This window comes from Microcoleus sp. D3_18_C2 (assembly GCF_036702395.1).
Lineage (GTDB): Bacteria > Cyanobacteriota > Cyanobacteriia > Cyanobacteriales > Microcoleaceae > Microcoleus.
Genome location: NZ_JAUBTG010000008.1, coordinates 42,871 through 67,169, shown reverse-complemented (window position 1 = coordinate 67,169; position 24,299 = coordinate 42,871). Strand labels below are relative to the sequence as shown.

The 24,299-nt window shown below is 45.0% G+C and carries 24 protein-coding genes; 17 read left to right on the top strand and 7 right to left on the bottom strand.

The annotated features are described in order from the left end of the window. Window positions 1-303: 303 nt before the first annotated feature. Window positions 304-864, top strand: a complete 561-nt coding sequence (locus QUA88_RS07915) for a Uma2 family endonuclease (RefSeq protein ID WP_333054034.1) — start codon at window positions 304-306, stop codon at window positions 862-864. Between the two features lie 301 nt (window positions 865-1,165). Here the strand turns inward: QUA88_RS07915 and QUA88_RS07910 are convergent, their stop codons facing one another. Next, complete coding sequence (locus QUA88_RS07910) at window positions 1,166-3,634, bottom strand: ATP-dependent Clp protease ATP-binding subunit (protein ID WP_333054035.1); 2,469 nt, start codon at window positions 3,632-3,634, stop codon at window positions 1,166-1,168. 626 nt (window positions 3,635-4,260) lie between these two features. Between QUA88_RS07910 and QUA88_RS07905 the strand changes: the two genes are divergently transcribed. Then, entirely contained in the window at window positions 4,261-5,694 is a 1,434-nt protein-coding gene (locus QUA88_RS07905) for a transposase (protein ID WP_333054036.1), read from the top strand. A 13-nt stretch (window positions 5,695-5,707) separates the two neighbouring features. On the opposite strand, the gene QUA88_RS07900 is transcribed toward QUA88_RS07905, so the two are convergent. Next, window positions 5,708-6,274 (bottom strand): hypothetical protein, encoded by a 567-nt coding sequence (locus QUA88_RS07900; RefSeq protein WP_333054037.1) that lies wholly within the window; start codon window positions 6,272-6,274, stop codon window positions 5,708-5,710. A 122-nt stretch (window positions 6,275-6,396) separates the two neighbouring features. On the opposite strand from QUA88_RS07900, the gene QUA88_RS07895 reads away from it, so the two are divergent. The 3 genes from QUA88_RS07895 (at window position 6,397) to QUA88_RS07885 (ending at window position 9,195) form a co-directional block, all read left to right on the top strand. Continuing rightward, window positions 6,397-7,410 (top strand): hypothetical protein, encoded by a 1,014-nt coding sequence (locus QUA88_RS07895; RefSeq protein ID WP_333054038.1) that lies wholly within the window; start codon window positions 6,397-6,399, stop codon window positions 7,408-7,410. Between the two features lie 157 nt (window positions 7,411-7,567). Then, on the top strand, window positions 7,568-8,668 hold the full coding sequence (locus QUA88_RS07890; protein WP_333209456.1) for a glycosyl transferase: 1,101 nt from the start codon (window positions 7,568-7,570) through the stop codon (window positions 8,666-8,668). Between the two features lie 110 nt (window positions 8,669-8,778). Further along, complete coding sequence (locus tag QUA88_RS07885; RefSeq protein ID WP_006631723.1) at window positions 8,779-9,195, top strand: secondary thiamine-phosphate synthase enzyme YjbQ; 417 nt, start codon at window positions 8,779-8,781, stop codon at window positions 9,193-9,195. Here QUA88_RS07885 and QUA88_RS07880 read toward each other — a convergent pair. Continuing rightward, window positions 9,182-9,697 carry a heme-binding protein gene (locus QUA88_RS07880; protein WP_333054040.1) on the bottom strand — a complete coding sequence of 172 codons (516 nt, stop codon included), beginning with the start codon at window positions 9,695-9,697 and terminating at the stop codon, window positions 9,182-9,184. The two genes, QUA88_RS07885 and QUA88_RS07880, sit on opposite strands and share 14 nt — an antisense overlap. A gap of 421 nt (window positions 9,698-10,118) precedes the next feature. Between QUA88_RS07880 and QUA88_RS07875 the strand changes: the two genes are divergently transcribed. Both QUA88_RS07875 and QUA88_RS07870 read left to right on the top strand, forming a co-directional pair. Beyond that, the gene (locus tag QUA88_RS07875; RefSeq protein ID WP_333231979.1) at window positions 10,119-11,324 is read left to right on the top strand and encodes an EAL domain-containing response regulator; all 1,206 of its coding nucleotides are present in this window, start codon (window positions 10,119-10,121) and stop codon (window positions 11,322-11,324) included. Window positions 11,325-11,377: 53 nt separating this feature from the next. Then, window positions 11,378-12,223 carry a prohibitin family protein gene (locus QUA88_RS07870; RefSeq protein WP_333210143.1) on the top strand — a complete coding sequence of 282 codons (846 nt, stop codon included), beginning with the start codon at window positions 11,378-11,380 and terminating at the stop codon, window positions 12,221-12,223. 137 nt (window positions 12,224-12,360) lie between these two features. Here QUA88_RS07870 and QUA88_RS07865 read toward each other — a convergent pair whose 3' ends face one another. Beyond that, window positions 12,361-13,275: a LysR family transcriptional regulator gene (locus tag QUA88_RS07865; RefSeq protein WP_333210141.1), complete on the bottom strand. Its 915-nt coding sequence runs from the start codon at window positions 13,273-13,275 to the stop codon at window positions 12,361-12,363. A 391-nt stretch (window positions 13,276-13,666) separates the two neighbouring features. Between QUA88_RS07865 and QUA88_RS07860 the strand changes: the two genes are divergently transcribed. From QUA88_RS07860 to QUA88_RS07820, 9 genes are all read left to right on the top strand, one after another. Continuing rightward, window positions 13,667-15,169 carry an APC family permease gene (locus tag QUA88_RS07860; RefSeq protein ID WP_333210139.1) on the top strand — a complete coding sequence of 501 codons (1,503 nt, stop codon included), beginning with the start codon at window positions 13,667-13,669 and terminating at the stop codon, window positions 15,167-15,169. A gap of 212 nt (window positions 15,170-15,381) precedes the next feature. Continuing rightward, a complete protein-coding gene (locus tag QUA88_RS07855; protein ID WP_333210137.1) occupies window positions 15,382-16,086 on the top strand; it encodes a cadmium resistance transporter in 705 nt (234 codons plus the stop codon). Window positions 16,087-16,106: 20 nt separating this feature from the next. Next, window positions 16,107-16,769 (top strand): cadmium resistance transporter, encoded by a 663-nt coding sequence (locus QUA88_RS07850; RefSeq protein WP_333210136.1) that lies wholly within the window; start codon window positions 16,107-16,109, stop codon window positions 16,767-16,769. 540 nt (window positions 16,770-17,309) lie between these two features. Continuing rightward, complete coding sequence (locus QUA88_RS07845; protein ID WP_333210134.1) at window positions 17,310-17,975, top strand: hypothetical protein; 666 nt, start codon at window positions 17,310-17,312, stop codon at window positions 17,973-17,975. 146 nt (window positions 17,976-18,121) lie between these two features. After that, window positions 18,122-18,544 (top strand): YidH family protein, encoded by a 423-nt coding sequence (locus QUA88_RS07840; RefSeq protein WP_333083967.1) that lies wholly within the window; start codon window positions 18,122-18,124, stop codon window positions 18,542-18,544. 15 nt (window positions 18,545-18,559) lie between these two features. Beyond that, window positions 18,560-19,006: a DUF202 domain-containing protein gene (locus QUA88_RS07835; RefSeq protein WP_333210132.1), complete on the top strand. Its 447-nt coding sequence runs from the start codon at window positions 18,560-18,562 to the stop codon at window positions 19,004-19,006. Window positions 19,007-19,025: 19 nt separating this feature from the next. After that, window positions 19,026-19,262 (top strand): hypothetical protein, encoded by a 237-nt coding sequence (locus tag QUA88_RS07830; protein WP_333114783.1) that lies wholly within the window; start codon window positions 19,026-19,028, stop codon window positions 19,260-19,262. A gap of 172 nt (window positions 19,263-19,434) precedes the next feature. After that, window positions 19,435-19,938, top strand: a complete 504-nt coding sequence (locus tag QUA88_RS07825; protein ID WP_333210130.1) for a hypothetical protein — start codon at window positions 19,435-19,437, stop codon at window positions 19,936-19,938. Window positions 19,939-20,242: 304 nt separating this feature from the next. After that, window positions 20,243-21,037: a sulfite exporter TauE/SafE family protein gene (locus QUA88_RS07820; RefSeq protein WP_333210128.1), complete on the top strand. Its 795-nt coding sequence runs from the start codon at window positions 20,243-20,245 to the stop codon at window positions 21,035-21,037. A gap of 73 nt (window positions 21,038-21,110) precedes the next feature. Here QUA88_RS07820 and cysK read toward each other — a convergent pair whose 3' ends face one another. Both cysK and QUA88_RS07810 read right to left on the bottom strand, forming a co-directional pair. After that, window positions 21,111-22,091, bottom strand: a complete 981-nt coding sequence (gene cysK / locus QUA88_RS07815; protein ID WP_333210126.1) for a cysteine synthase A — start codon at window positions 22,089-22,091, stop codon at window positions 21,111-21,113. Between the two features lie 18 nt (window positions 22,092-22,109). Further along, on the bottom strand, window positions 22,110-22,547 hold the full coding sequence (locus tag QUA88_RS07810; RefSeq protein WP_333210124.1) for an Rrf2 family transcriptional regulator: 438 nt from the start codon (window positions 22,545-22,547) through the stop codon (window positions 22,110-22,112). A gap of 110 nt (window positions 22,548-22,657) precedes the next feature. On the opposite strand from QUA88_RS07810, the gene QUA88_RS07805 reads away from it, so the two are divergent. After that, complete coding sequence (locus tag QUA88_RS07805) at window positions 22,658-22,891, top strand: hypothetical protein (protein ID WP_333231984.1); 234 nt, start codon at window positions 22,658-22,660, stop codon at window positions 22,889-22,891. A gap of 216 nt (window positions 22,892-23,107) precedes the next feature. Here the strand turns inward: QUA88_RS07805 and QUA88_RS07800 are convergent, their stop codons facing one another. Further along, a complete protein-coding gene (locus QUA88_RS07800) occupies window positions 23,108-24,232 on the bottom strand; it encodes a sulfate ABC transporter substrate-binding protein (protein WP_333210120.1) in 1,125 nt (374 codons plus the stop codon). Window positions 24,233-24,299 lie beyond the last annotated feature (67 nt).

Sequence of the window (24,299 nt, the reverse complement as noted above, 5' to 3'; positions counted from 1 at the left end):
AGGGTGGGTTTACCAAAACCCTAACCCTATGATTATTTGTTGATGAAGTTTTGAAAAATCGCCTTTTTTTTTTTTGGTAAAAAGCTTGACACTGTTAGCTTGACAATGTATTATTTAATAATGGGAATAGTGGCAATTTTAAAATTTAAGTTACTACTCCCATTATCTAAAATATACCTTAAAAGCAAACTAAGATCAATAGGTAAAAATTCCTTTTTTTGCGCCGCGATTTGAGATTGTGAAAGCAGCAAAGGCGATGAAACAGAAAAAGGGCAACTAAAAGGAGCGCCAAATAAATAAATTATGACAACTCAGTTTATGAAGCGCCTGTTCACAGTAAAAGAATATCATCAGATGATTGAATCTGGCATCTTGACAAAAGATGATAAAGTTGAATTGATTCGAGGAGAAATCGTTCAAATGGCCGCCGTTGGTAGAAGGCATACATCTCATGTCAAGCGTCTGACAGAGTTATTCTATATCCGTTTATTATCGAGAGTAACCATTGGAGTTCAAGATCCGGTAGAATTGGACGATCGCTCGGAACCTGAACCGGATATTTCTTTACTGCGGCGGCGCGATGATTTTTACGAATCGGGACATCCTCAGTCTGAGGATATTTTACTAATTGTGGAAGTAGCGGATGCAACCGCTGAAACTGACAGAAATATCAAAATTCCTCTTTATGCGGAAGACAATATTGTAGAAGTTTGGCTGGTAGATATTAACGAGCAATGTGTAGTAGTTTATCGCGAACCTTCTCCTTCGGGATATCAAAATATTCAAAGATTTCAGCGGGGTCAGGTTTTATCTATTCTAGCTTTTCCAGACATAGAAATTGCTGTAGATAATGTGTTGGGATAATAGAGTCATAACTCATACCATTTTAGATTTTAGATTTTAGATTTTAGATTTTAGAATTGGGAATCATATCGTTTCCGGTTGTATCGGAATGATTTAACCGCAGAGGGCGCAGAGAACGCAGAGGGAGAGAATACAGAGAGGAATAATGTCCGATGCTACCGAATTTGATATGACTGATTATATAAGGATTTGGAGCTTGCCTAAAGTTGCTTTTTTTCAACTGGTTTCATTTAATTAAAAACCCGGTTTCTCCGAGAAACCGGGTTTTTAATTAAATGTATTTATCCGTTGTTAGAGCCGATTAATGGCTTAATGCGAATTCGGGCAATTTCGGCTCAGATGGGCCATCGGGCACTATCTTAACCTGACCGTTTTCATCCACATCAACGATCGCCTTTTGGCCGTCTTTTAGCTTCCCAGACAGCATTTCCTCAGCCAGTACATCTTCCAACAACCGCATGATTGCGCGGCGCAAAGGTCGAGCACCGTAGCTGGGATTGTAGCCTTCTGTAACTAACAAGTCCTTGAACCGGTCTGTCACCGACAAAGTAATACCCTGTTCGGTTAAGCGGCTGAAGACTTGCTGCAACATAATGTCCGCAATCTGCTTCACTTCTTCCCTGTTCAACTGGCGGAAGACGATAATCTCATCCAAGCGGTTGATAAATTCGGGACGGAAAAACTGTTTCAGTTCTTCGTTTACCAAGCTGCGAACGCGGTTGTACTGAACGTCTGCTGCACTGTCAGCAAACTCGAAACCGAGGCCGCCGCCGCCTTTTTCAATTACTCGCGAACCGATGTTTGATGTCATGATCAGCAGTGTATTCTTAAAGTCTACTGTCCGACCTTTAGCATCAGTTAAGCGGCCGTCTTCTAAGATTTGCAGCATCATGTTGAAGACATCTGGGTGAGCTTTTTCGATTTCGTCGAACAAGATGACTGTGTAAGGACGGCGCCGGACTGCTTCTGTTAGTTGGCCACCTTCGTCGTAGCCAACGTAACCCGGAGGCGAACCGATGAGTTTGGAAACCGTGTGGCGTTCCATGAATTCGGACATATCTAACCGAATCATGGCTTCTTCGGAACCGAAGAAATATGTTGCTAGGGCTTTTGTAAGTTCGGTTTTGCCGACGCCTGTGGGCCCGGAAAAGATGAAACTGGCGATCGGGCGATTCGGATTTTTCAAGCCTACCCGCGCGCGACGGATAGCCCTAGAAACTGCGCTGACAGCTTCTTCTTGACCGATCAAGCGCTGGTGCAGCGTGTCTTCCATGTGCAGCAGCAATTCCGATTCGGATTCTGTCAGCTTGCTGACTGGTACTCCCGTCCAATTAGCCACGATGTGGGCGATGTCTTCTTCGGTGACAATGGGAGAAGTTTTGAGTTGGCTTTTGTTGATCGTAGCTTCGGCGATTTCGGCTTCTATTTCTAATTCGCGATCGCGCAATTTTCCAGCTTTGTCGAAGTCTTGCTCGCGCACTGCTGCATCTTTTTCTTTTGTTACTGCGGGCAGTTGCTTTTTGAGCTCTTTAACTTCGGGCGGGGTTTGCGAATTCATCACGCGGACGCGGGAACCTGCTTCGTCAATTAAGTCGATCGCCTTGTCTGGCAAAAACCGATCGTTAATGTACCTGTCTGACAGTGTGGCCGCTGCTTCTAAAGCTGCGTCGGAAATTGTCAGTCTGTGATGCTGTTCGTAAGCCGATCGCAACCCGTACAATATTTCTATTGTTTCAGCCACGCTCGGTTCACCGACTTTTATCGGTTGGAAGCGCCGTTCTAAGGCAGCGTCGCGCTCGATGTGTTTGCGATATTCGTCCAAGGTAGTGGCGCCGACACACTGCAATTCGCCTCTAGCAAGGGCGGGTTTGAGCATATTGGAGGCGTCCATGCTACCTTGAATTGCGCCTGCACCGACTAAGGTGTGAATTTCATCGATTACCAGAATGATGTTGCCTGCAGCGCGAATTTCGGCCATGATTTTCGTCAGCCGTTCTTCAAATTCGCCTCGGAACTTTGTACCAGCAATCAGCGAACCCATATCGAGGCTGATTACTTGTTTGTCTTCTAAAATTTCCGGGACGTTTCTGTTAACAATTCGCTGGGCTAGGCCTTCGGCGAGGGCTGTTTTGCCGACTCCCGGTTCGCCTACTAACACTGGATTGTTCTTCGTGCGGCGGCCGAGCACTTGGATCACGCGCTCGATTTCATTTTCGCGGCCCACTACGGGGTCGAGTTTGCCGGCTGCGGCTAACTTGGTCAGGTTTGTGCCGAATTCTTCTAAAGTCGGGATTTTGCGATCGCCGCTATCTCCCCTGCCTCCGGGTACCGCCGCGACTTCTCCCACGGCACGAATTACCTGCGTGCGGACTCTCTGGCGATCGATCCCCAAGTTTTGCAGCACCTTCGCCGCCACCCCTTCATCGTCCTGAATCAGCCCCAGCAGGATGTGCTCGGTGCCGATGTAATTGTGGCCTAACTGCCGCGCTTCGTTCAGGGCCGTCTCAAAAATGCGCTTAACGCGGGGCGTAAAAGGAATTTCTGGCGGGAGGAACCCAGAACCTCTGCCGATGATATTTTCGATTTCATTGCGCGCCTCTTTCAAGTTGAGGCCCATATCCAGTAATACTTTTGCAGCGATGCCAGTGCCTTCGCCGACGAGTCCCAGAAGAATTTGCTCGGTGCCTACAAAATTGTGACCGAGGCGTCGCGCTTCCTCTTGGGCTAGCATGATTGCTTTAATGGCTTGTTCTGTAAAGCGTTCAAACATATTTTTTCTATCCTACTGTCTTGGCGAGGGCTGTATCGCTGCTGGTGAGGAGCGATTTGGAACACTACACAAATTATAGATGTAAATTTTTGTGTATTTCCTTCTATAACAATGTATCTTGCTAAAGGGGTAGGGACAGTGGGGAGACCCGAATACTATAGGTGTGGTTGCCGTCTCGCAGTACGATCGACAAATGGCAGTGTAAATTAACTACCAGCCGGGAAGTCCCTCGGTATATTCAAAGGGGACGCATCTGAGCGCTGCGCCCCGTACCCCGAATAAATTACTCCTTGGGATGAAAGGCTCGTCGGGTTTCGGTACCGAAACCGACAATTATTCTTTTATACCCCAAGATGATCGGGAAATACTCTGATACTAAATTAGCAAGTGGGGGTGGAACTACCTCACTATAAAAAGCATGAGAAAAAAAAGGAAAAAGAAGCCTGCGGTCTAACTGTACTCAGTTGACCGTCAGGTTTGTTCACATTTGGCTACTATGAATCAATCTTCGGGAGCATCTTGATTTTTTGATGTACCTTCCAAGTATTGAAATAGTAATTTTTGGTATGGCATTTTGGACACACATAAACTATACTATCCAAAGGTCGAAAAAAGGAAGCTTAAAAATGCAGCTAACTTATAAATACCGCCTCAAACCCACAAAAGCCCAACTAACAACAATTGTGGCTCATCTAGAGCTTTGTCGTCGGCAGTACAACTACCGACTCAGCGAAAGATTTAGATGGTGGGAAGCCACGAGAACGCCCGTCAACGCCTGCCCTTTGATTGTTTCGATAGTCCCTGTGGAGGAGATTTATCGAAATATTCCTTTGACGAGAGTGCAGACTAGGGATGGTAGGAAGAAGGATGAATTAGGCAATCCTTTAACCAGGAAAGGCGACGTTTTCTCGAACCTTGAAGGCGGATATGTACAGTGGCAGACGATACAACTTGCCGACCTGAAAAACACTAAGAAGCTGTTTCCTGATTATAAAGTGTTAGATTCTCAGGTCTTACAAGATGTCGTTAACAGAGTTGAAACTTCCTTTTCAAACTTTACCACGCCCGACAAGAATGGTAATCGTAGAGGTAAGCCCAAATTCAAGGGGCTTCATTACTACAAATCCTTCACATACCCTCAACTAGATAATTTACATATCGTTAAGGACGAGCAAAACAGGATTTGTATTGACCTAGCAAAGATAGGTCAAGTGCCGATGGTATTCCATCGTCCAATACCAACAGGGTTCAAAGTTAAGACGGGCAGTGTTATCAGAGAAGCAGATGGGTGGTATATTTCCTTGACGCTAGAAGATAAGACGGTTCCCGTAACGGTTACAGAAATTCAACCGACGGTCGAAAATACTGTTGGTATAGATATGGGGATAACCCATTACGTCTATCTTTCCAATGGCAGAAGAGTTGAGAATCCTAGATTCTTGAGGAAGTCGGCCCAGAAGTTAGCAAGGCTTCAAGCGAAGTTAGCTGGTAGAGTAAAGGGTTCTAAACCTTGGAAGATTATCAAGGGCAAGATTTCCAGACTCCATCAGTTTGTAGCTAGAACTAGATTAGATTTTCAGTTCAAAACAGCACATGAGCTATTCAGTAAATGCGATGTTTTAGTTGTTGAAGACTTGAGCGTCAAAAATCTAACTAGACGTGCCAAGCCCAAGACCGATATTGAGGATGGTAATTTGGTTTACTTGCCGAACGGTCAGTCAGCTAAGAGCGGTTTGAATAAATCAATGCTTGATGCTGCTCACGGGCAATTTGCTAGCGTCCTAAAATATGTCGCCTGGAAGCTAGGTAAAAGCGTTTTGTTTGTTGACCCGAAAGGAACTTCTCAACATTGCTGGAAATGTATCAATAAAGTCCCGAAAGAATTATCGGAACGCTGGCATTCCTGTCAGTGCGGAGAATCTTTGGATCGAGATGAAAATTCAGCTAAACTTATTAGAAAGATTGGTCTGAGTTACAAAAGTGGCGGGGAAACTCCGTCACTCAAAAAAGCCTTTGCAAAAAAGGAAAAAGAAGCCTGCGGTCTAACTGTACCCAGTTGACCGTCAGGTTAGTTCACAGCCATCGTGAAAGCAACTGTTCAATTACTTCCACAAAGCCGATCGCAATTTGGATCAATGGCCAACCCACCAAACAAATTAACACCGCCCAGCGAGTTTTAATATCCAAACCTTGGCGAACCGCCACAATTACAGCTAGCAAACTCCACACAGCTAATATCCGCTCAATTCCTTCTCCCAGCAAAGGAATCAACGTTAAGAAATTCAGCACTTGGGGGGCGTAGGCAAAGCCGATCGGAACCAGCAACTCCCCATAAGTTACGTGTCCCGGCTTCAGCCACTCCCCGATTTTAAAGATAGTGAAAGTCCAAAAATAATAACCCCCCGCGACTGCCAAACCCTCTATCAAAAGTCCTAGAAATAATACTGATGGCTCAGTTCGGTTGATTAACAATATCGCAGCACTGCCCAACACGCGGGACAGCGCAGCTAAAATTACAATTGTTAAAGCTATTCGCTTAGTTCTGCGAGTGTAGGGAGTTTTTTCGTAAAAATTGCCGTTCAATGAAAGTGCGTTCCAAAGGGTTGCCCCCAAACTTGCAATTGAATCTTCTCCCTTCACGTTGAACTCCTGCTCCTCAAGATAGTTGACAACTTTTACAAAATAAGCTCTAATACAGCAGAATCACCGAAGTATTTCTAGGTAATTAAGTAATTAATTGGCATTCTACCAGATTTTATTAAATGCTAAGATTGATTTTACGGATACTTGCATGGCTGCGCGGGGGAAGTTTAAATTTGTTGCTCATCGCAGGTGTAATCCTGATAATTTGGGGCATTCTTTCGCCGGTGGGAACTGTTATATGGTGGCTGAATCAAAGTGCTGAAACTTTTGGTATCAAGAAAAATCCGCCGGAGATACTGCCCTCAAACAAGGGCAATCTAGAAGCCCGCAAGTCTTCGCCACTCAATTGTTATATCATCTTTTTATCGGGAGTTGGCGATTTTTCCGGGGACGAATTAACCCCAGGTGAAGAGTTGTTTCTCAAGCGTTTAGTTAAAAGTCACCCGCAGTGCGTAGCAGTGGGCGATGTTTTTCCTTATTCAGCTTCTAACAAAAGTTTAGGAGGAGAGCGCTGGCTAGCTCCTTTTTGGCGGTTTGCAGAACAGGCAAAAAGCGGGCCGATTGCGGGAGATATATTAATTAAAATTCGCAATCTCTGGAGATTTGCAATTTCTCTAGATTATCGCTACGGCTTTGCATATAATCAGGGATTGGCTAAGGCAATTATCGATCGCATGAATGCTCAATCTCCCATTTCAGTTAATTCTCAAAAACCTGTGAAAGTTATTTTAATTGGCACTAGCGGCGGAGCACAAGTTGCTTTGGGTGCTACTCGCTATCTTAAAGAATGGCTGAAGGCAGAAATTACGGTTGTTTCGGTTGGGGGCGTGTTTTCGGGAGAAAATGGTTTTGCAGAAGCCGATCGCATTTTCCACTTTCGCGGCACTCGCGATTCAGTTGAGGATATTGGCGGCATAGTTTTTCCCAGTCGCTGGTACTGGTACGCGACTTCTCCTTTCAACCAAGCTCGTTTGCAAGGCCGCTATGCAGCAGCTTTGAGCGGCCCTCACAAGCACGACGGCGATGAGGGATATTTTGGGGAAAATCTGGCGGCGGACGGCAAAAAGTATGTAGATATAACCCTGGACAAGATTAATCAATTGCCTGTTTGGTCTGAGGGCGCGTCTGATTGATAAATTCTTGCGTATTCGATAGTCATTAGTTATTAATTGTGTCATTGTTGGTTGTGCGTTGCTTGAAGCTTGGCCTTGTTGCCTTCCAGTCTCTACATCCAATGCCCAATGCCCAATGCCCAATTCCTAATTCCTAATTCCCCATTCCCTATTATCAATGTCTAGACCAACATTATATATTGCCATCACGAATCACGGATTCGGTCACGCTGTCCGAGTTGCGTCCGTAGCTGCAAAAATTCAAGAATTAAATCCAGATATTTTACTAATTATCACAACAACAGCACCTCGCTGGCTGCTAGAATCTTACATTGGTGGCGACTTTATCCACCGTCCCCGCGCTTTTGATGTGGGTGTGGTGCAAGCTGACAGTTTGAATATGGATAAAGACGCGACGCTGGAAAAATTGCGGGAAATTCGGAAAAAGCAAAATTCCCTAATTGCCAGCGAAGTTACTTTTATCAAGCAAAATCGGGTGGGCTTGGTGCTGGCAGATATTCCTCCTTTGGCAACGCGAATGGCGGCAGCGGCTGGGGTTCCTTGCTGGATGATGAGCAATTTTGGGTGGGATTTTATCTATCGCGATTGGGGCGGGGAATTTGTAGAAATGGCAGATTGGATTGGTGAGTGTTTCGGAATGTGCGATCGGCTTTTTCGTCTTCCTTTGCACGAACCGATGGCAGCTTTCCCAAATATTCAAGATGTGGGCTTGACTGGCGGCAATCCTCGCTACAGTAACGATAAAGTTCGGGAAGCATTCGGCATCGAAACACCGCTGGAAAAAACTGTATTGCTGACGTTCGGCGGATTGGGTTTAGAGGAAATTCCTTATCAAAATTTACAGCAATTTAGCGACTGGCAATTTATTACTTTTGATGCGGGAGCACCCGATTTGCCAAATTTGATTTATGTCAAAAATGAAGAGTTTACACAATCTTTCCCGATTTTACCGCGTCCGGTTGATATTATGCCTGTCTGCGGGCGCTTAGTTTCTAAACCCGGATACAGCACTTTTGCGGAAGCTTTTCGCTTGGAAATACCTGTTGTTTCTATCATGAGAGAAGGTTTTGCAGAAGCTGCGGTGTTGCTGGAATGGCTTCAAAATTATGCGGAACATCAAATTGTGACGGCGGCGGAGTTTTTTGAGGGGGATTGGGAGTTTTTGCGACAACCGCTGCATCCGCCGCGTTTGTCGGATAAATTGGATAAAAATGGTACGGAGGCGATCGCCCAAGCTGTTGTAGACTATTTTTCATAAGTCCGATTAGAAATCGATCTTACACAAACAAAGTCTACCTCCGCCAACAGAAGAGTTTGGCATCAGTCTCATCCAAAATCTAAAATCTAAAATCTAAAATCTAAAATCGAATGAATCACTATCAACAGATACTCAAGATTCAAACTACCGGGAAATCTCTGTCCAAAATCACTCCTAAGATAGAAGATGCGGTGGCGAATTCAGGTATTAAAACGGGACTTTGCAGCTTATTTTTGCGCCATACTTCTGCTAGTTTGGTGATTCAAGAAAATGCTGACCCGGATGTACTTAAGGATTTGGCTAACTTTTTGGCTAAACTGGTACCGGAGGACGATCGCTACATTCACGATGCCGAAGGCCCAGACGATATGCCGGCGCACATTCGCACTGCGCTGACTCATACTTCTGAACAAATCCCGATCGATCGCGGCAGGTTGCTGTTAGGAACTTGGCAGGGAATTTACCTGTGGGAACACCGCCAGCGGGGTCACATTCGCGAATTAGTTGTTCACGTCAGCGGCACTTGATCGGAATTTGTACCTCGCTGATTTTAGTTGCTTCCGGCGTCATCGGGGAATTGTAAAAAAAACGGCGCGGCGGCCCGACTATTTCGTATTCAGGATGTTCTTGAAGCCAATCTTTGAGTTTCTGGAGGTTATTTTCGTAGCTTTCCCAAGTGTAGGCCCCGCCCACGCCAATGCTGACAACCGTCATCGGCGAAGTATCCGTGATTTCTACAGCGGAGTTAACGCTGCTGGGGGCGATATTTGGTGTGGGATAGAGGAACGAAACTTCAGCTTGGGGAACAGCATCGATTGCCTCGGAAGTTTCCGTATAGCGCGCTTCTACTGGCGTTGTCATCGCAATTTGGTTGTTGCTGATGTGTTGAAATAAGGGATTGAAGGCGATGCCAGTTGCTTGTCGCAAATCGCCCGCGTGGGTGTAGGTGACAGCGCGGTACTGAGGATATTGCTTCACTTCTATCACCCCAATCTGTGCGGGTTCAGGGAATCCAGTAGGTAATACCATTTGAGATTTAAAAGTTGAGATTTTACATTGAAGAATGGGGAAAGACTGACTCCGCAAGGGTTTGGAACTTGCTTGCAGTTGCATGGTTTTTGGCAACTGATATAAATAGGCTGAGATTGTTTGCAGACAATCGTTCAGGTGGCACAATTAGTTTAGCAGTTATTTAAGGCGCTGCTAACTATCGATCGCCTAGAATTAGTTGAGAGATTATTAATTAACCTCGTAATAATACGGACGGCACTGACTAAGCAGAGAAACATTAATCTAGTTGTGCTTGAAAAATTAGCGTTTTTCAGGTGTTTGCTATTTGTGTCGGAAAATATTCGGCTGTTGGGCCCATCGATCTGTGCGTTCTCAGTTATTGGGACGCTTATCGCGTTCAGTAACGCCTATCAATTATACCGCTTTCAGGGAATGACGTATGAAAAAGATTCTAGTGATTGAGGACGAGCAAGTAATTCGGGAGAATATTCTCAAACTCCTCAAAGCTGAAGGTTTCGACGTGACGGGTGCAGAAAATGGATCGCAAGGTTTATATGCGGCGGTGTCAAATCTTCCCGACGTGATTATTTGCGACGTGATGATGCCAGAACTTGACGGGTATGGGGTGCTGATGGCCTTGCGCTCTAATCCTGTTACTGCTACAGTACCTTTTGTTTTTCTCACCGGTAAAGCCGATCGCTCTGAAATGCGGCAAGGTATGGAATTGGGGGCAGATGATTACCTGACTAAACCTTTTAGTAAAGCTGAACTTGTGGGCGCGATATCGAGCCGCTTGAAAAAACAAGAAGCTGTTGCTGAACAGTACAATACTTTGCGATCGCAAAGCAGCGAATTTATCCAAAAGACTGCCGACAAACTAGAGCAGATCAAAACTCGTTTGTGCAACGCACTGGAACGAGAAGAATTCCAAGTTTACTATCAGCCGCAGGTCAATGTCCAGACTGGTAAAATTATGAGCGCAGAAGCTTTAGTGCGCTGGGTACATCCAGAAAAAGGGCTGATTTCGCCCGCAGAATTTATTCCCCATGCCGAAGAAACTGGGTTCATTGTAGAGTTAGGTGAGTGGGTTTTGCAGACAGCTTGCAAGCAAATGCAAGTTTGGCAAAATGCTGGTTTTTCGGGGCTGCGGGTAGCGGTGAATCTGTCGCCGCGCCAATTTCACCAACCGGATCTCAGCAGCAGAGTTGCCCAAATTTTAGCAGAAACTGGTTTGGAAGCGAGCAGTTTAGAATTAGAGCTGACAGAAAGTTTGATGGTAGAAGATGCCGAAAGTGCGATCGCCACTTTGCAACACTTGAAAAATTTGGGAGTTTGTATATCTCTTGACGATTTCGGAACGGGGTATTCTTCTTTAAGCTATCTGACGCAATACCCCTTCGATACTTTAAAAATAGACCGCTGTTTTATCAGCAATATAACCGATGGTTGCACAAATGCAGCGATTGTGAAAGCTATTATTGAAATGGCGCACAGTCTCTGTCTTGAGGTAATTGCCGAAGGAGTTGAAACGGAAGCCGAAAAAGATTTTCTATGGCGCTATAAGTGCGATATAATGCAAGGATATTTGTTTAGTCCTCCTTTGGCATCAGCGGATTTTGAACAATTGTTGATAGCAGGAAAATAGAATATCTATTAAGTCAATATTGAGCAGAGAATTAAGTGCGATCGGGGTGGAATATGGTTGTAGAATCCAGCAAAAACGTTGACTCACTCAAATCAAGCAATAAAAAAAATAAGGATTTTTACCTAGCTATTCAACTAGCTCTATTGATAGTGTTTTTAGCTATTTTATCCAGATTTTTTATCATTGTCAACGCTGGAGAACGAGGCGTGCTGATGCAGTTTGGTAAAGTCCAAGAACAGGTACTCGGAGAAGGACTTCACGTAATAGTCCCCACAGTTTATAGTGTAAAAAAGTTGAGCGTCAGGGTACAAAAACAGGAAAGTTCCGCTGAAGCTTCCTCAAAAGATTTGCAAGATGTTTTCACGGATGTAGCGCTCAACTGGCATATTATCCCAGAAGAAGCCAATGCTATTTTTCAACAAATAGGTGACGAGAAAGAAGTCGTGGCTCGCATTATCGAGCCGGCTGTTGAAGAAGTATTAAAAGCAGTTATGGCTAAATACACGGCTGAAGAAATTATTACTAAGCGGGGAGAAGTTAAAGCCGCAGTTGATGATTCTTTGACCTTGAGGCTAGTTACATATCACATTGCCGTTGACGATATTTCTTTAGTACACGTTCACTTTTCTGAGCGGTTTAGCGAGGCGGTGGAGGCGAAACAAATTGCCGAACAGGAGGCAAAAAGAGGGGAGTTTTTAGCGCTAAAAGCAGCAAAACAGGCGGACGCTAAGGTGAATTTAGCCAAGGGAGAAGCCGAAGTGCAAAGGTTGCTGCGGGACAATTTGACTCCGGAACTTTTGGAAAGGCAGGCTATAGAAAAATGGGATGGGAAATTGCCGCTGATTGTTGGTGATGGGGGTAAAAATATATTGGACTTGAGGAAATTGGTTGAGAGATAATTATAATCCTGCACGCAGGGGTAGCCAGAAACCGGGTTTCTTTACGAAAATACACGGGGTTTAGCTTTTTATGTGGGTAAAAAACCCGCTTTCTTGAGTATTGGTGCGTAAGTCCTGAATTACCAATTACCAGCACCTTAAGTTAATATCTGTTCAAAAGCTTTAGTAATTCCAGTTTGAAAACGCTGTCGGTGCTTCAGTTTTAAAACGGGTTTAATTATTTCCAAACATACATTAGAACTTGGTTGGCTATCTATAATTTTAATCGCTCGTAGTGTAGATAGCTGCAATTCTTTTTTTACCATCAATTCAGGAATAGCCGCTGCACCTGTGCCACTTTCCACCACTGCTTTTACCATTTCACTGCTGTTCAAAACTAAAGTTACATTCAATTCATCGGGATTAACGCCCCAACTTTGCAAAGCTTGTTCCAACATTTGCTGAACTCCAGAACCAGCTTCTCGCATCACCCAATCCGTTTTCGCAATTTCCGTTAAACTCACTTCTGCACGTTCAAACCAAGGGTGAGATTGGCCAACTACAATCAGCAAGCGTTCGCTGCCTACAACTTCTTCCTCCAGAGTGTTCTTAAGCGAAGCTTTGATGTCTCCCGTCACTAAACCTAAATCAAATGTTCCCGTCGCCGTCCCTGCACAAATTTCTTCGGCATTTGCCAGAGTACAATTCACGGAAATACCAGGATATTGCTGTTTAAACTTGCTAAGTTTATCAGGCAACCAATAATTGCCAATGGTCAGACTACAACCCAAGTTTAATTCGCCTCGCTGCAAGTCATTCAACTCCCGCAAACCTCTCTCAGTCAAAGCAACTTGGTCGAGAATTTTCTGAGTTTCAACTTGCAGCAACTTCCCCGCATCTGTGATTTCGATGCGGCGGCCGATGCGGTGAAATAGTTTTACTCCGTATTGCGCCTCTAAGCTTTGGATTGTCGCGCTGACAGCGGGTTGCGTGATGTAAAGTTCTTCCGCTGCGCGGCTGAAGTGCAGGTGTTCCGCGACAGCTAGAAAAACTCGCAGTTGATCAAGCGTCATTCCGGCCATGCTGAGTACCCTTTTACTAAATACAGACAGTTTTTTTTTGAAATAAAAATCTTTGGCGGCTAAACTTTGACCTGAACTTTTCGAGTATCTGGTACAGACTGGAATTCCCAGAAAAGCACGGTTGTTAGCCGCTATTTAAATTTTCCTTTTAACATCAAGGGTTTGGGCTGGTGGCGACAGATAGGTCTCGTCTTCCAACAGTTCTTTTGCCACGGCACTGCATCACTTGTATTTATTAATTCGATAAACAAGACCATTTGATTCTACCTGTCAAGAGCCTTAAGGTGATACTTAAGCTTCTAACGCAGGGCCCGATGCTGAAGCAGCACCGACAAGTTTAAGCCGATCGCCAAAAGTCGATCGACAACAAGAGAGAAGATAAATGACTAAGAAAACGCCAAAAAATCACAGTCCCCACGGCTTAAAGCCGGACTGCCTCTCGTTTGGGGAGGTTTTAGCTCAATCCTTTGCTGTCATTGCACCTACAACTATACCCGCATCTAATCTAGGGTTAATTGTCGCTCTTTCGGGTAACGGGGCTTGGCTGAGCTTTCTCATCGGCTTGATAGGCTTAGTATTTGTCAGCATCAATATCAACCAATTTGCGAGTCGATCGGCTTCTGCCGGTTCTCTTTATTCTTATATTGTTAAAGGACTAGGCCCGACTGCCGGCGTAATTTGTGGCTGGAGTTTGGTACTGGCTTATCTATTTACTGCAATGTCCGTTTTGTGTGGTTTTGCCAACTTTACGGGTACTTTCATCGGTCATTTAGGCATCCATCCCTCGCCGATTACGCTGTTAGCGATCGGGGCCGGGGTTGCTTGGTATGCAGGTTATAAAGATATCCAACTCTCAGCTATGGCGATGCTGTGGCTAGAGGGGGCATCAGTGGCCGCGATCGCACTTTTAGGAATGATCATCTGGGCGCACAAAGGTTTTGCCCTGGATATGTCCCAACTGACTTTGGAAGGCGTAACTCCGGGGAACATAGCGACAGGACTTGTCTTAGTAATGTTTGGTTTCTCTGGCTTTGAAAGTGCGACATCTCTGGGCGACGAAGCGAAAAAACCCTTAAAAAATATCCCCAGGGCTGTCATGGGCAGCGCTGTGATGGCAGGCTTATTCTTCATTCTGATGACCTATATTGAGGTTTTGGGTTTTAGCGGTACTGGAGTTTCTATTACTAATAGTGAAGAACCTCTGACTTTTCTGGCGCAACAAGTGGGCATGGGTTGGTTGGGAGAGTTAGTGGCTTTCGGCGCTTTATTTAGCTTTTTTGCTTGCGTGCTCGGCAGCATCAATCCAGCGGCGAGAGTGTTTTTTATGATGGCGCGCCACGGTTTGTTTCACTCTTCATTAGGTGTAGCGCATTCGTCTAATAAAACTCCCCACGTTGCAGTAACCCTGTGTACATTTATGACATTTTTGGTGCCGGCTGTGATGTCTATGTTTAACATCAAACTGTTCGATTGTATGGGTTATTTGGGGGCAATTTGCAGCTACGGATTTTTAACCGTGTACGTCTTAATTTCGATCGCAGCTCCGGTTTACCTGCACAAAATTGGTAAGTTGCGCCTGCGAGATGTGCTGTTCTCCGTGGTGGCGATCGCATTTATGATGATTCCGATTGCGGGCAGCGTTGGCATTCCCGGCAGCACTACGTTCCCACCTCCAGAAGCTCCTTACAATGCCTTTCCTTACTTGTTCTTGATGTACTTGGCGGCTACTTGCGGATGGTTTTTCTGGCAACGGCTGCGTTCTCCTGAACTCGCGGGATCGATGCAGCAGGGTATTGACGCAATTCATGCCAAGTTCGAGGAAGAAAATGCAATTTACGGCGGTGTTCGATTGAAAGCCGTCCCCTTTGACAGTGAGCGTTTTTGATTAGCAGTTACCAGTGCGCTGTTCGGAGAAATAGTTTTTAAGCAACTGGGTTTTTACTGAGATATTGCAGCATTGTCAATCAGCATTTCAAAGGCGTTGCTTCGATCAACAGCTCACAATAAAATTTAATTTTTGTGGAACGGGAATCTTGCCCGTTCCGAAGATACGAACCCAGCAAGTACAACCAATAAAAAATCTGAGGAGACACAGAAATGAATGAATTACTAACAGCAATTTCTACGGCAATAACAGCTTTTACGGCTACGAATCTAGACGATATTCTGATTCTGCTGCTGTTTTTCTCGCAGGTGAATGCAGTATTTCGGCGCAGGCATATCGTCTTCGGTCAGTTTCTGGGCTTTACTGCACTGGTTTTTGTTAGCCTTCCCGGCTTTTTTGGCAGCTTAATATTTCCGCCAGATTGGATCGGAATGCTGGGTTTGCTGCCAATTGCGATCGGGCTTAGCCGCTTGCTGAATCCAGAAACCGACGATTCCGAAGTTGAGACAGAAGTAGAGCAATCTGAGAAATCTTTTTTTAGAAGTTTTTTGTCTCCTCAAACTTACAGCGTAGCAGCGGTGACGGTGGCAAATGGGGGCGACAATATCGGGATATATATGCCACTTTTTGCTAGCAATACTCTAGAAGGTTTGGCGGTGGTTCTCACTGTATTCTTCGGGATGGTGGGCGTTTGGTGCTACGCTGCTTATCGGTTAATTCAGATGCGGGCGATTGCGGATAATTTGACTCGCTACGGCAATCAGCTTGTGCCTTTTGTTTTGATCGGATTGGGAATGGCGATTCTGGTAAAAAGTGGCACTCTTGCTAGTCCAACTTTAAGTATAATATCTTTAGTTGGTTGCTGTTTCTGTTTGATAACTATGAGTAGAAGTAACGCCAGCGAAACTGAAGTTTAGAAAAATTGCAGGAACAGCACATGAATTGGATTGCAGCAGCGATTATTGCCGGGATTACATCTTTTGCCGCAACCAATATCGACGATATGGTGCTTTCGATGCTGTTCTTCGCCCAGGTAAATGATACTTTCCGCCCCCGGCATATCTTTTTCGGTAAGTACCTCGGATTTGCAGCACTCATCGCTGCTAGTTTGCCCGGTTTTTTTGGTGGTTTAATTGTGCCGAAAGCTTGGATTGGTTTGCTGGGTTTGGTTCCGATCGCGATCGGCATCAGTCACTTAGTCAGGAGAGATAATGAGGAAAATGACGTACAAGCCGTATCTGGCGAATTTAACCGTCAATCTAACTCATCTGTGCTGTCAAAACTCTCCAATCTTTTCAATCCCCAAACTTTGAATGTGGCTGCGGTAACAGTGGCCAATGGCGGAGACAACATCGGCATTTATTTGCCGCTGTTTGCTAGCAGCGATTTGCCGAGCTTGGTGGTGATTTTGGCGGTTTTCTCGGTGATGGTAGGTGTTTGGTCTTATGTCGCTTACCGATTAACTCGCCAAAGGGCGATCGCCCCTATTTTGACTCGCTATACCAAGGCTGTTGTCCCTTTTGTATTAATTGGCTTGGGAATATTTATTCTGATTGAAAGCGGTACTTATCACCTGCTCCCGGCATTTCAATTTAACTAAGAATTAGCCTCGGTTCCGCTACTTATATCCCTCTCTAGGCAGATAACTTTTCCGATGTTCATAATTTATAACCCCTCATTTTTACCTTACCAATTGTTTTCTTAAAATGGTGTCTAAATTACTTGCCATATATCACCAAATATGCTAAGTTAATAATGAACTAATTAACCGAGCTAAAAGCAGCTTCAAACTAATTTAGCCTCGAATTTTTACGAAAGTTCAAGCCATTTTGTGAGCTAGCAAGTTGCCAGACTTAGGCAAGAATATACCTGTCATTTCACTAAATCCTGTAGTGGTGAATCCAACTCAGCTAAAAATTTGAGGAGGAATCCTTAAAATATCGCCCGAACACTTTGCCACTACCCCACACCGATCGACTTTGACAATAGGTCTAATCCTAAAAAACCAGATTTTGCGATTCTGCCAAATTTGGTTTCTCAGGCCAACCAGTTAAAGATAGTTCGTTTTTGCCTAAGTCTTAAGATAGCAAGCCAACAGAAAGTTGAAAAAAACCTGACAATCTAGAAAAGGACAAAAATTGTGAAAATCTTCAAATTTGTTTTAGTGCTCTTGGTAATGACCGCCAATTTAGTATTCGTTCCCCCCTCCTGGGCAGACGCTCCAAAAACGCCAAAATATGCGAGCAATCCCGACTACATAGAGGTGACTCAAGCTTTGAACACTCTCAGGACAGCGAAAGATGCACCCGATACCGCCCCGACTTATACCCCTGAGCAACTTCAGCAAAAAATCGCTCAATTGGAGTTTCAAAAATACACTTTAGAAACGGGAAAGCCTTGGGGTCAGTGCCGCAACGAGACAGGAAAAACCCTGGCTGTCTACGGCCCGAAAGGCAAAAAAGCCGCTTCTTCTACTTACGAGAATGCCCTTTATTTTCTAGCTGACGGCCAAACAACTGAACATAAATGGGATTGCGATGGAATTTATCTACCCAGCGATATCAAAGCAACCGATTTAAGAACTACCGATCAACCTTCAGAAGAATTGACGGGCGGTATAGCTGTTAAGATAGTTGACGGAACTCAAGTTGTAGCCAGAGCTAATCCCGATACGGGGGCTGTAGAATTCAACGTTCCTACTGCTAAGGTTTTCCAGCCTGGGGATGCGAATTGGTTTGTTCCTGATGTGACTCAGGCTTACATAGATACGCAAGTTCCCAACGCACCAACTGAGGAAAATGATTAGTTTTGGTGAAGTTGTAATGCGATCGGCTGTGTAAAGCCTGTTCCAACGCAACAACCCGCCGGGGAGCTATCCCCGGCGGATAATCGTCCCAGCGGAAATCTATCAGTTTACCTTCATATTTGGAGTTAATATTAAAAGGCTAATCTATGCTATTAAATTGGAAATCCACGAAAGTAAATACAGAAAAGATTAGGCGACCAAATCCGTCGCGGGTGCGGGATCACTTGGCAAACGAGCGCACCTATTTAGCATGGATGCGGACAGCAATATCGCTGATGGGTTTTGGCGTAGTTATCGTCCGCCTTCGCACCTTCCATGCCCCTCTGCTGCCAACTCCCGGCAATGGTTGGAAGTTGGGTTTGCTTTTTTCAGCAGTGGGTTTGCTGACGGTGTTATTCTCAACTAAGCACTACTTCGGCGTCCGCCACGATATTGATTACGATACTTATGAACCTACGGATCGCTGGGTAATTCTTTTCAGTCTGGCGATCGCCATTTTAGGCGCTGGGGTAATTTATTATATGTTCACCGTTCCTTCTAGCTTAGAAGGTTTGATGGCACCTGAATAATGGTAGCCGTTTAATATGAATATTAAAGAGTTCGATCGCGTGCAATTATCGTTCAAACCGATGCAAGTAGATGATGAGAAACCAAAGCAGCCCAATCTGTCGCGGGTGATCGATCGATCGGCAAATGAGCGCACCTTCTTAGCATGGATGCGGGCCGCGATCGCCCTCATGGCTTTTGGCGTCGTCATCATCCGACTTCGCGTCGTGCAAATGCCCGTACATTACCGTCAGGCGATGGGGTGGAAGTTGGGTTTAATCTTCTCTCTAATAGGTTGGGTGACAGTCTTAATCTCAACTAAGCACTACTTCACCGTTCGCCACCAAATTGACCACGATACCTACAATCCCCCAGACGCCATGGTTTTATTTTTCAGTTCCGCTGTGGGCTTATTGGGAATTGGAGTAATTTATTCAATTTTGGCAACTGCCCTGAGCCCAAGTAGTTTTGTAATACCCGATTGATTGTCAACAGGAGTTAATCATGAATAGCGATATAGTTGCCACGAGTGCTTCCATTCTCATCTTAGGTGCTGCTATCTGGGCCGCATTCGTAGTGCTGGAGACTGTCGCGAAAATAGTCCCTAAATTGCTAGGCGTGACAGTTGCGATCGGGCTTTTGCTCGTTTACCTGCAATTTTACTGGGGTATCGATATTGCATATCTTTGGCAAACTGTCAAGCATTTGCCTGAAGCTTTCAATTTCTCGATCGCAGCCTAAACCGACACCAGGCAGCATTCTCAACAACCTCTCCCGGATAGATATTTTTATACCGGAAACAAAGTATATTCAGCCGATCACCAAGAAAATACGGTAACTCGATTGACTTACTAGACATAACTCAGCTTTGCTGTTAAACTACGGTAAGTCGATCGAGTAATGAGCTATTAACGTGGAAAACGCTAAAAAAGTCATTGAAGAGTACCAGATTGCAGGACAACTAAGCCAACAGTTGCCACAAGCTAAAGGCTTTAACGAAGTCTGGTTTAAAAAGATCAGAGGCGGGTTGCTTCTGGCAATTGGATATTTGCTATCACCGCTGTGTTGGTGGAACGACATATTTTTCAATCTGCCAATTGCCTACGCCTTTGGGTATATCTTTAGTTGGCTTTCCCCAGATTTGCTGTTTCCTTGCACAATTGTCGGCTACTGGCTTTCCAATATTGTGGGAATTCTGTTGATGCAGCTAGGAACTTTAGATGTTGTTACAGACAAACCCAAGGAAAAAAACCTCAAAAAAGAGTTATTGACGGGTTTAATATCATCAACCGCCTTCACAGTTGTCATTGTGGCATTGATTCATTTTAATGTTCTCGATACTCCCGATTTCTTTTCCAGCCAACAGTCGGTTAACCTCAGCTCTGCTTTACCTGTGACGCTCGTCACTTCAAGGTAGAAAGTCGAATATAAACCCCATAAATAAATCGAGGGTTTTTAATCAGTTACACAGGTAGATATCAGAAAATCAGGGAGCTTTTACACTACAAATTATGTAGTTTTGTTTATTGGCATTTACTTACTTTTACCAAAAATTTTGTAGCTGAACGCGCGGTAAGTCTCAAGCGTTGAATAGCAAAATTCCTGGCTAGAAAGATTGGAGTGCGAGTAAGATTTTGCCTGTGTAGCTGTGTTGCCGGAGCCGCGCCAGTTATCTATTTGTTGGTTGGCAGGGCTTAATTACACAGTTTTTGGGCATAACAGTGAACTACTTATTACTATCATTTCTCAGCTTTTTTGTTGGCATTATTGTTGGTTTGACCGGAGTTGGCGGAGCGTCGCTCATAACACCAATGTTAATTTTTGTTTTCCAGATTCCGGCATCAATTGCCATTAGTTCGGATGTCGTAGCTGCTACACTGATGAAAGTTGTTGGTGGCTTCAAACACTGGCAGCAAAAAACCCTCGACTTGCAAGTAGTTAAGTGGCTGGCATTGGGTAGCGTACCCGGTTCCCTGACTGGCGTGTGGGTTTTACACTACATCAAATCCAGCGGAAGTCAGGACTTAGACAGCATATTGCTGCGCCTTCTCGGAGTAGCTATCGCACTAATTGTCGCTTTATCCCTGACCCAATTAGTGGTCAAAACATTTTTCCCTAAGTTTAAATTGCCTTCGCCTCCTAAATGGGACTTAAATACTAATTATGGTCGTTTTTGTACTGTGGGTGCAGCAGCAATTTTAGGCTGCATAGTGGGAATCACTAGCGTTTCTTCCGGTTCGATGTTTGCATTGTTGCTGATTGCTTTTTTCCGCCTGGATACTTCTAAATTGGTGGGTACAGATATTTCGCAGGCGGCAATTTTGTTGATGTTTACATCTCTGGGACACCTCAGCCTCGGAACAGTAGACTGGAGTTTAGTATTGCCAATTTGGTTGGGTTCGGTGCCGGGAGTTTTGGTAGGGGCTAAATTCTGCCAAATTATGCCTCAACGCCCGCTAAAGTTTGTGATTTACGGAATGTTGGCAATGGCGAGTTGGAAGTTGTATCAAGTCTGAAAAGTAGGGGTAGTGCCAAGAATACCTACCCCTACTTTGCAAGGGCAACCACGGGGATTGCCCCTACTACGTATTAATAATTGCTGACTAATGCTTCGAGTTCGCGGACTGAAGGCAATTCTAAATCTTTGAACAAGACTGTGCTGAGGTAGCGTTCGCCATAAGAAGGCTGCACAAAAACTATCAATTTTCCAGCATTTTCGGGACGCTTGCCGACTTGAATTGCAGCACACAAAGCGGCGCCGGCAGAAATTCCTGACAACAATCCTTCTTCTCTGGCAAGTCGGCGACTGTAGGCGATCGCATCTGCGTCGCTAACTGCGATAACCTCATCAATTAACTCTGGTTTCAAGACTTCTGGGATGAATCCTGCGCCAATCCCTTGAATTTTGTGAGCACCAGATTTACCTCCAGAAAGCACGGGGCTGGTGGCGGGTTCAACTGCGATCGCCCTAAAACTCGGTTTCCGCTGTTTAATTACCTCAGCCACTCCCGTAATCGTACCGCCGGTGCCAACTCCAGCCACTAAAAAATCTACTTTACCCTCTGTATCTTCCCAAATTTCCTCAGCCGTGGTTTCCCGGTGAATTTTCGGATTAGCGGGGTTGCGAAACTGTTGCAGCATGAAAGCGTCGGGGGTTTCTTCTACAATTTCTTCCGCACGGGCGATCGCGCTTAACATCCCTTCATGTCCCGGAGTTAATTCCAACTGAGCTCCGTAAGCTTTCAGCATCGATCGGCGCTCTAAACTCATCGTATCCGGCATCGTTAAAATCAGACTGTACCCTTTCGCCGCCGCGATCATTGCCAAAGCAATTCCAGTATTTCCTGAAGTCGGTTCAACTAAAATAGTTTTCCCCGGTTGAATTAACCCTGCATCTTCTGCAGCCTGAATCATGCTCCCTGCAATCCGATCTTTCACCGAAGCAGCCGGATTCATCCCTTCCAATTTGGCCACAATTTGAGCAACTACTCCTTCGGCTTGGGGAATTTTATTGAGCTGAACTAAAGGAGTTCTGCCAATTATTCCTGTAACATCCTTAGCAATTTTCATGGCTTAATTTCTCTCCAATTAAATGTAGTACATGGGATGTGCTTGTTTGCGAACATCCCGCTGTTCGCACAAATCTTGTAATGTGTATTTGCTCAAAACAGCCCAAGATGCCTGTTGAGCTTCCTGCCAGATTTCTAGCACCGCAGTTTTTTCTATTGTTACAGATTCCGAAACTTTTTGGGTCTTGCAGCTCCCTTCGCCTTCGAGTGTCGAAAACACCTCTAGCAAAGTAATCTGCCAAGGCTCTTTCGCCAGCAAATAACCGCCTTTAGCACCCCGCAAACTCTGGACAATACTTGCACGCCGGAGCACGGCAAGAATTTGGTCTAGATAACGTTCCGGTATCTCTTGAGAAGCAGTAAGTTCGTTCACTGTTAGGGGCGAATCATTCGGGTGGTGACTCGCCAATTCCAAGAGCGCTAACAGGGCGTATTCTACTCTAGAAGATAGTTCCACATTCCCCACTGGCGATCGAGTTTAAATTGTACATTATATAATAGTACATAATTCCGGTAGATATACAGGTGTTAGTATATTTTTATTACAAAAACGGTTGGAGAAATCCCGTGAGCAACGTAAATGTAGGTTTAAGCTGTCGGCACTGTCGGTATTACGAGCAGCACGGGCACAGGGGCGGAAACTGCCGGATGCTCGGCGTGGGGGTAAAGGGTGGGTGGAAAGCTTGTCCGTTTTTGGTTCCACCCTTTGCACCGTCTTGGGAATACCCAGAAGCGGGTAGAGCCCGAAAGTCTCAAATGTTGCAGGGAGCGAGTATATTAGAGGCAATACCGCCCCCTTAAAGTAACTACTAAGTAGGTAGGCGGATATATGCTGTCTCATCGTTAAGTTTCTTCATACTCAGCTACTTAACGGCACTCAACAGGTGCGAGATATCGGATCTGTTGGCAGTGAGAAGAAATCAACACAAAGAAAAAAGCAAGTGCGACGATCGCACTTGCTTTTGAACTTATTGACGAGTCGATGAGAAAATTTAATTAACGCACATTCGATACAAATTATCTGTTGCCCAGACCATTCTGAATTTGATCGAAGATTGTACCGTCAGCGAAGAATTTATTTTGCACCGCATTCCAACCGCCTACATCGGCGACAGTAAACAGTTTGCCAATTCTGGGAAATTTACTGCTAAATTCTCCCGCTACCGTCGAGTTAACAGGTCGAAAACCCGCTTTAGCAAATTCTCGCTGAGCTTCCGGCGTGTAAAGATATTTCACAAAAGCCTCCGCCACCTTAGTAGTTCCATGTTTGGCAGCGTATTTATCAACTACAGCCACGGGGTTGTCAATGGAAATATTCACTTGGGGGATGATGAAAGGTTCAGCTTCGCCCTGCGTCTTCGCCAAGAGAATTTCGTTTTCGTAGTTGATCAGTACATCGCCTTGGTTTTGTTTGTAGAAGGTATCAGATGCTTCGCGGGCATCTTTGGGAAGCACTGGCACGTTTTTGTAAACCTGGCTGACAAAAGTGCGGGCTGCTTGTTCGTTTCCTCCGTTTCGAGTTACGGAACCCCACAAAGCTAAGAAGTTCCAGCGCGCGACACCAGAGGTTTTGGGATTAGCAGTAATTACTTTGATACCCGGTTTGGCTAAATCGGCCCAGCCTTGGATTTTTTTGGGGTTTCCGTTTCGCATTACTAATGCTGCAACTGATTTGCTAACAATCCCGTTATTGGGTACTTCTCGTTCCCAACCCTGTTTAATTAGACCGGCTTCTTGGATGCGATCGGTATCAAAAGCTAAGGCTAAGTGTACGACATCGGCTTCCAAACCGCTAATCACAGCGCGGGTTTGGGAACCTGAACCCCCGTAGCTTTGGCTGATAGTGACATTCTGGTTGTTTTCTCGTTTCCACTTCGCTACAAAGCGGGGAACAATCTTGTCGTAAGCGGATTTGGTAACAGCAAAGGAAACTAAGGTGAGTTCGACATCTTTTGGTTTTGCCTGGCTGATTGCAGGCTGAGGAATTAACCAGCTCAAGCCTAAACCTACTGCAAAAAAGAAAGTAAAAGCTTTGAACAGGGACGATTTTAGCAGAGCGGCTGATTTAATAGAAAATACTGGCCAACCAGGTTTTTTATTTAATGGCTGCAAGACAATATCTGGGAGATTATGATACCGCATTGATGCTTCTTAGTTCCTTTTATTTTTTCTCAGATGGATTGAGCGCACAATTAAGTTTAATGCGCTT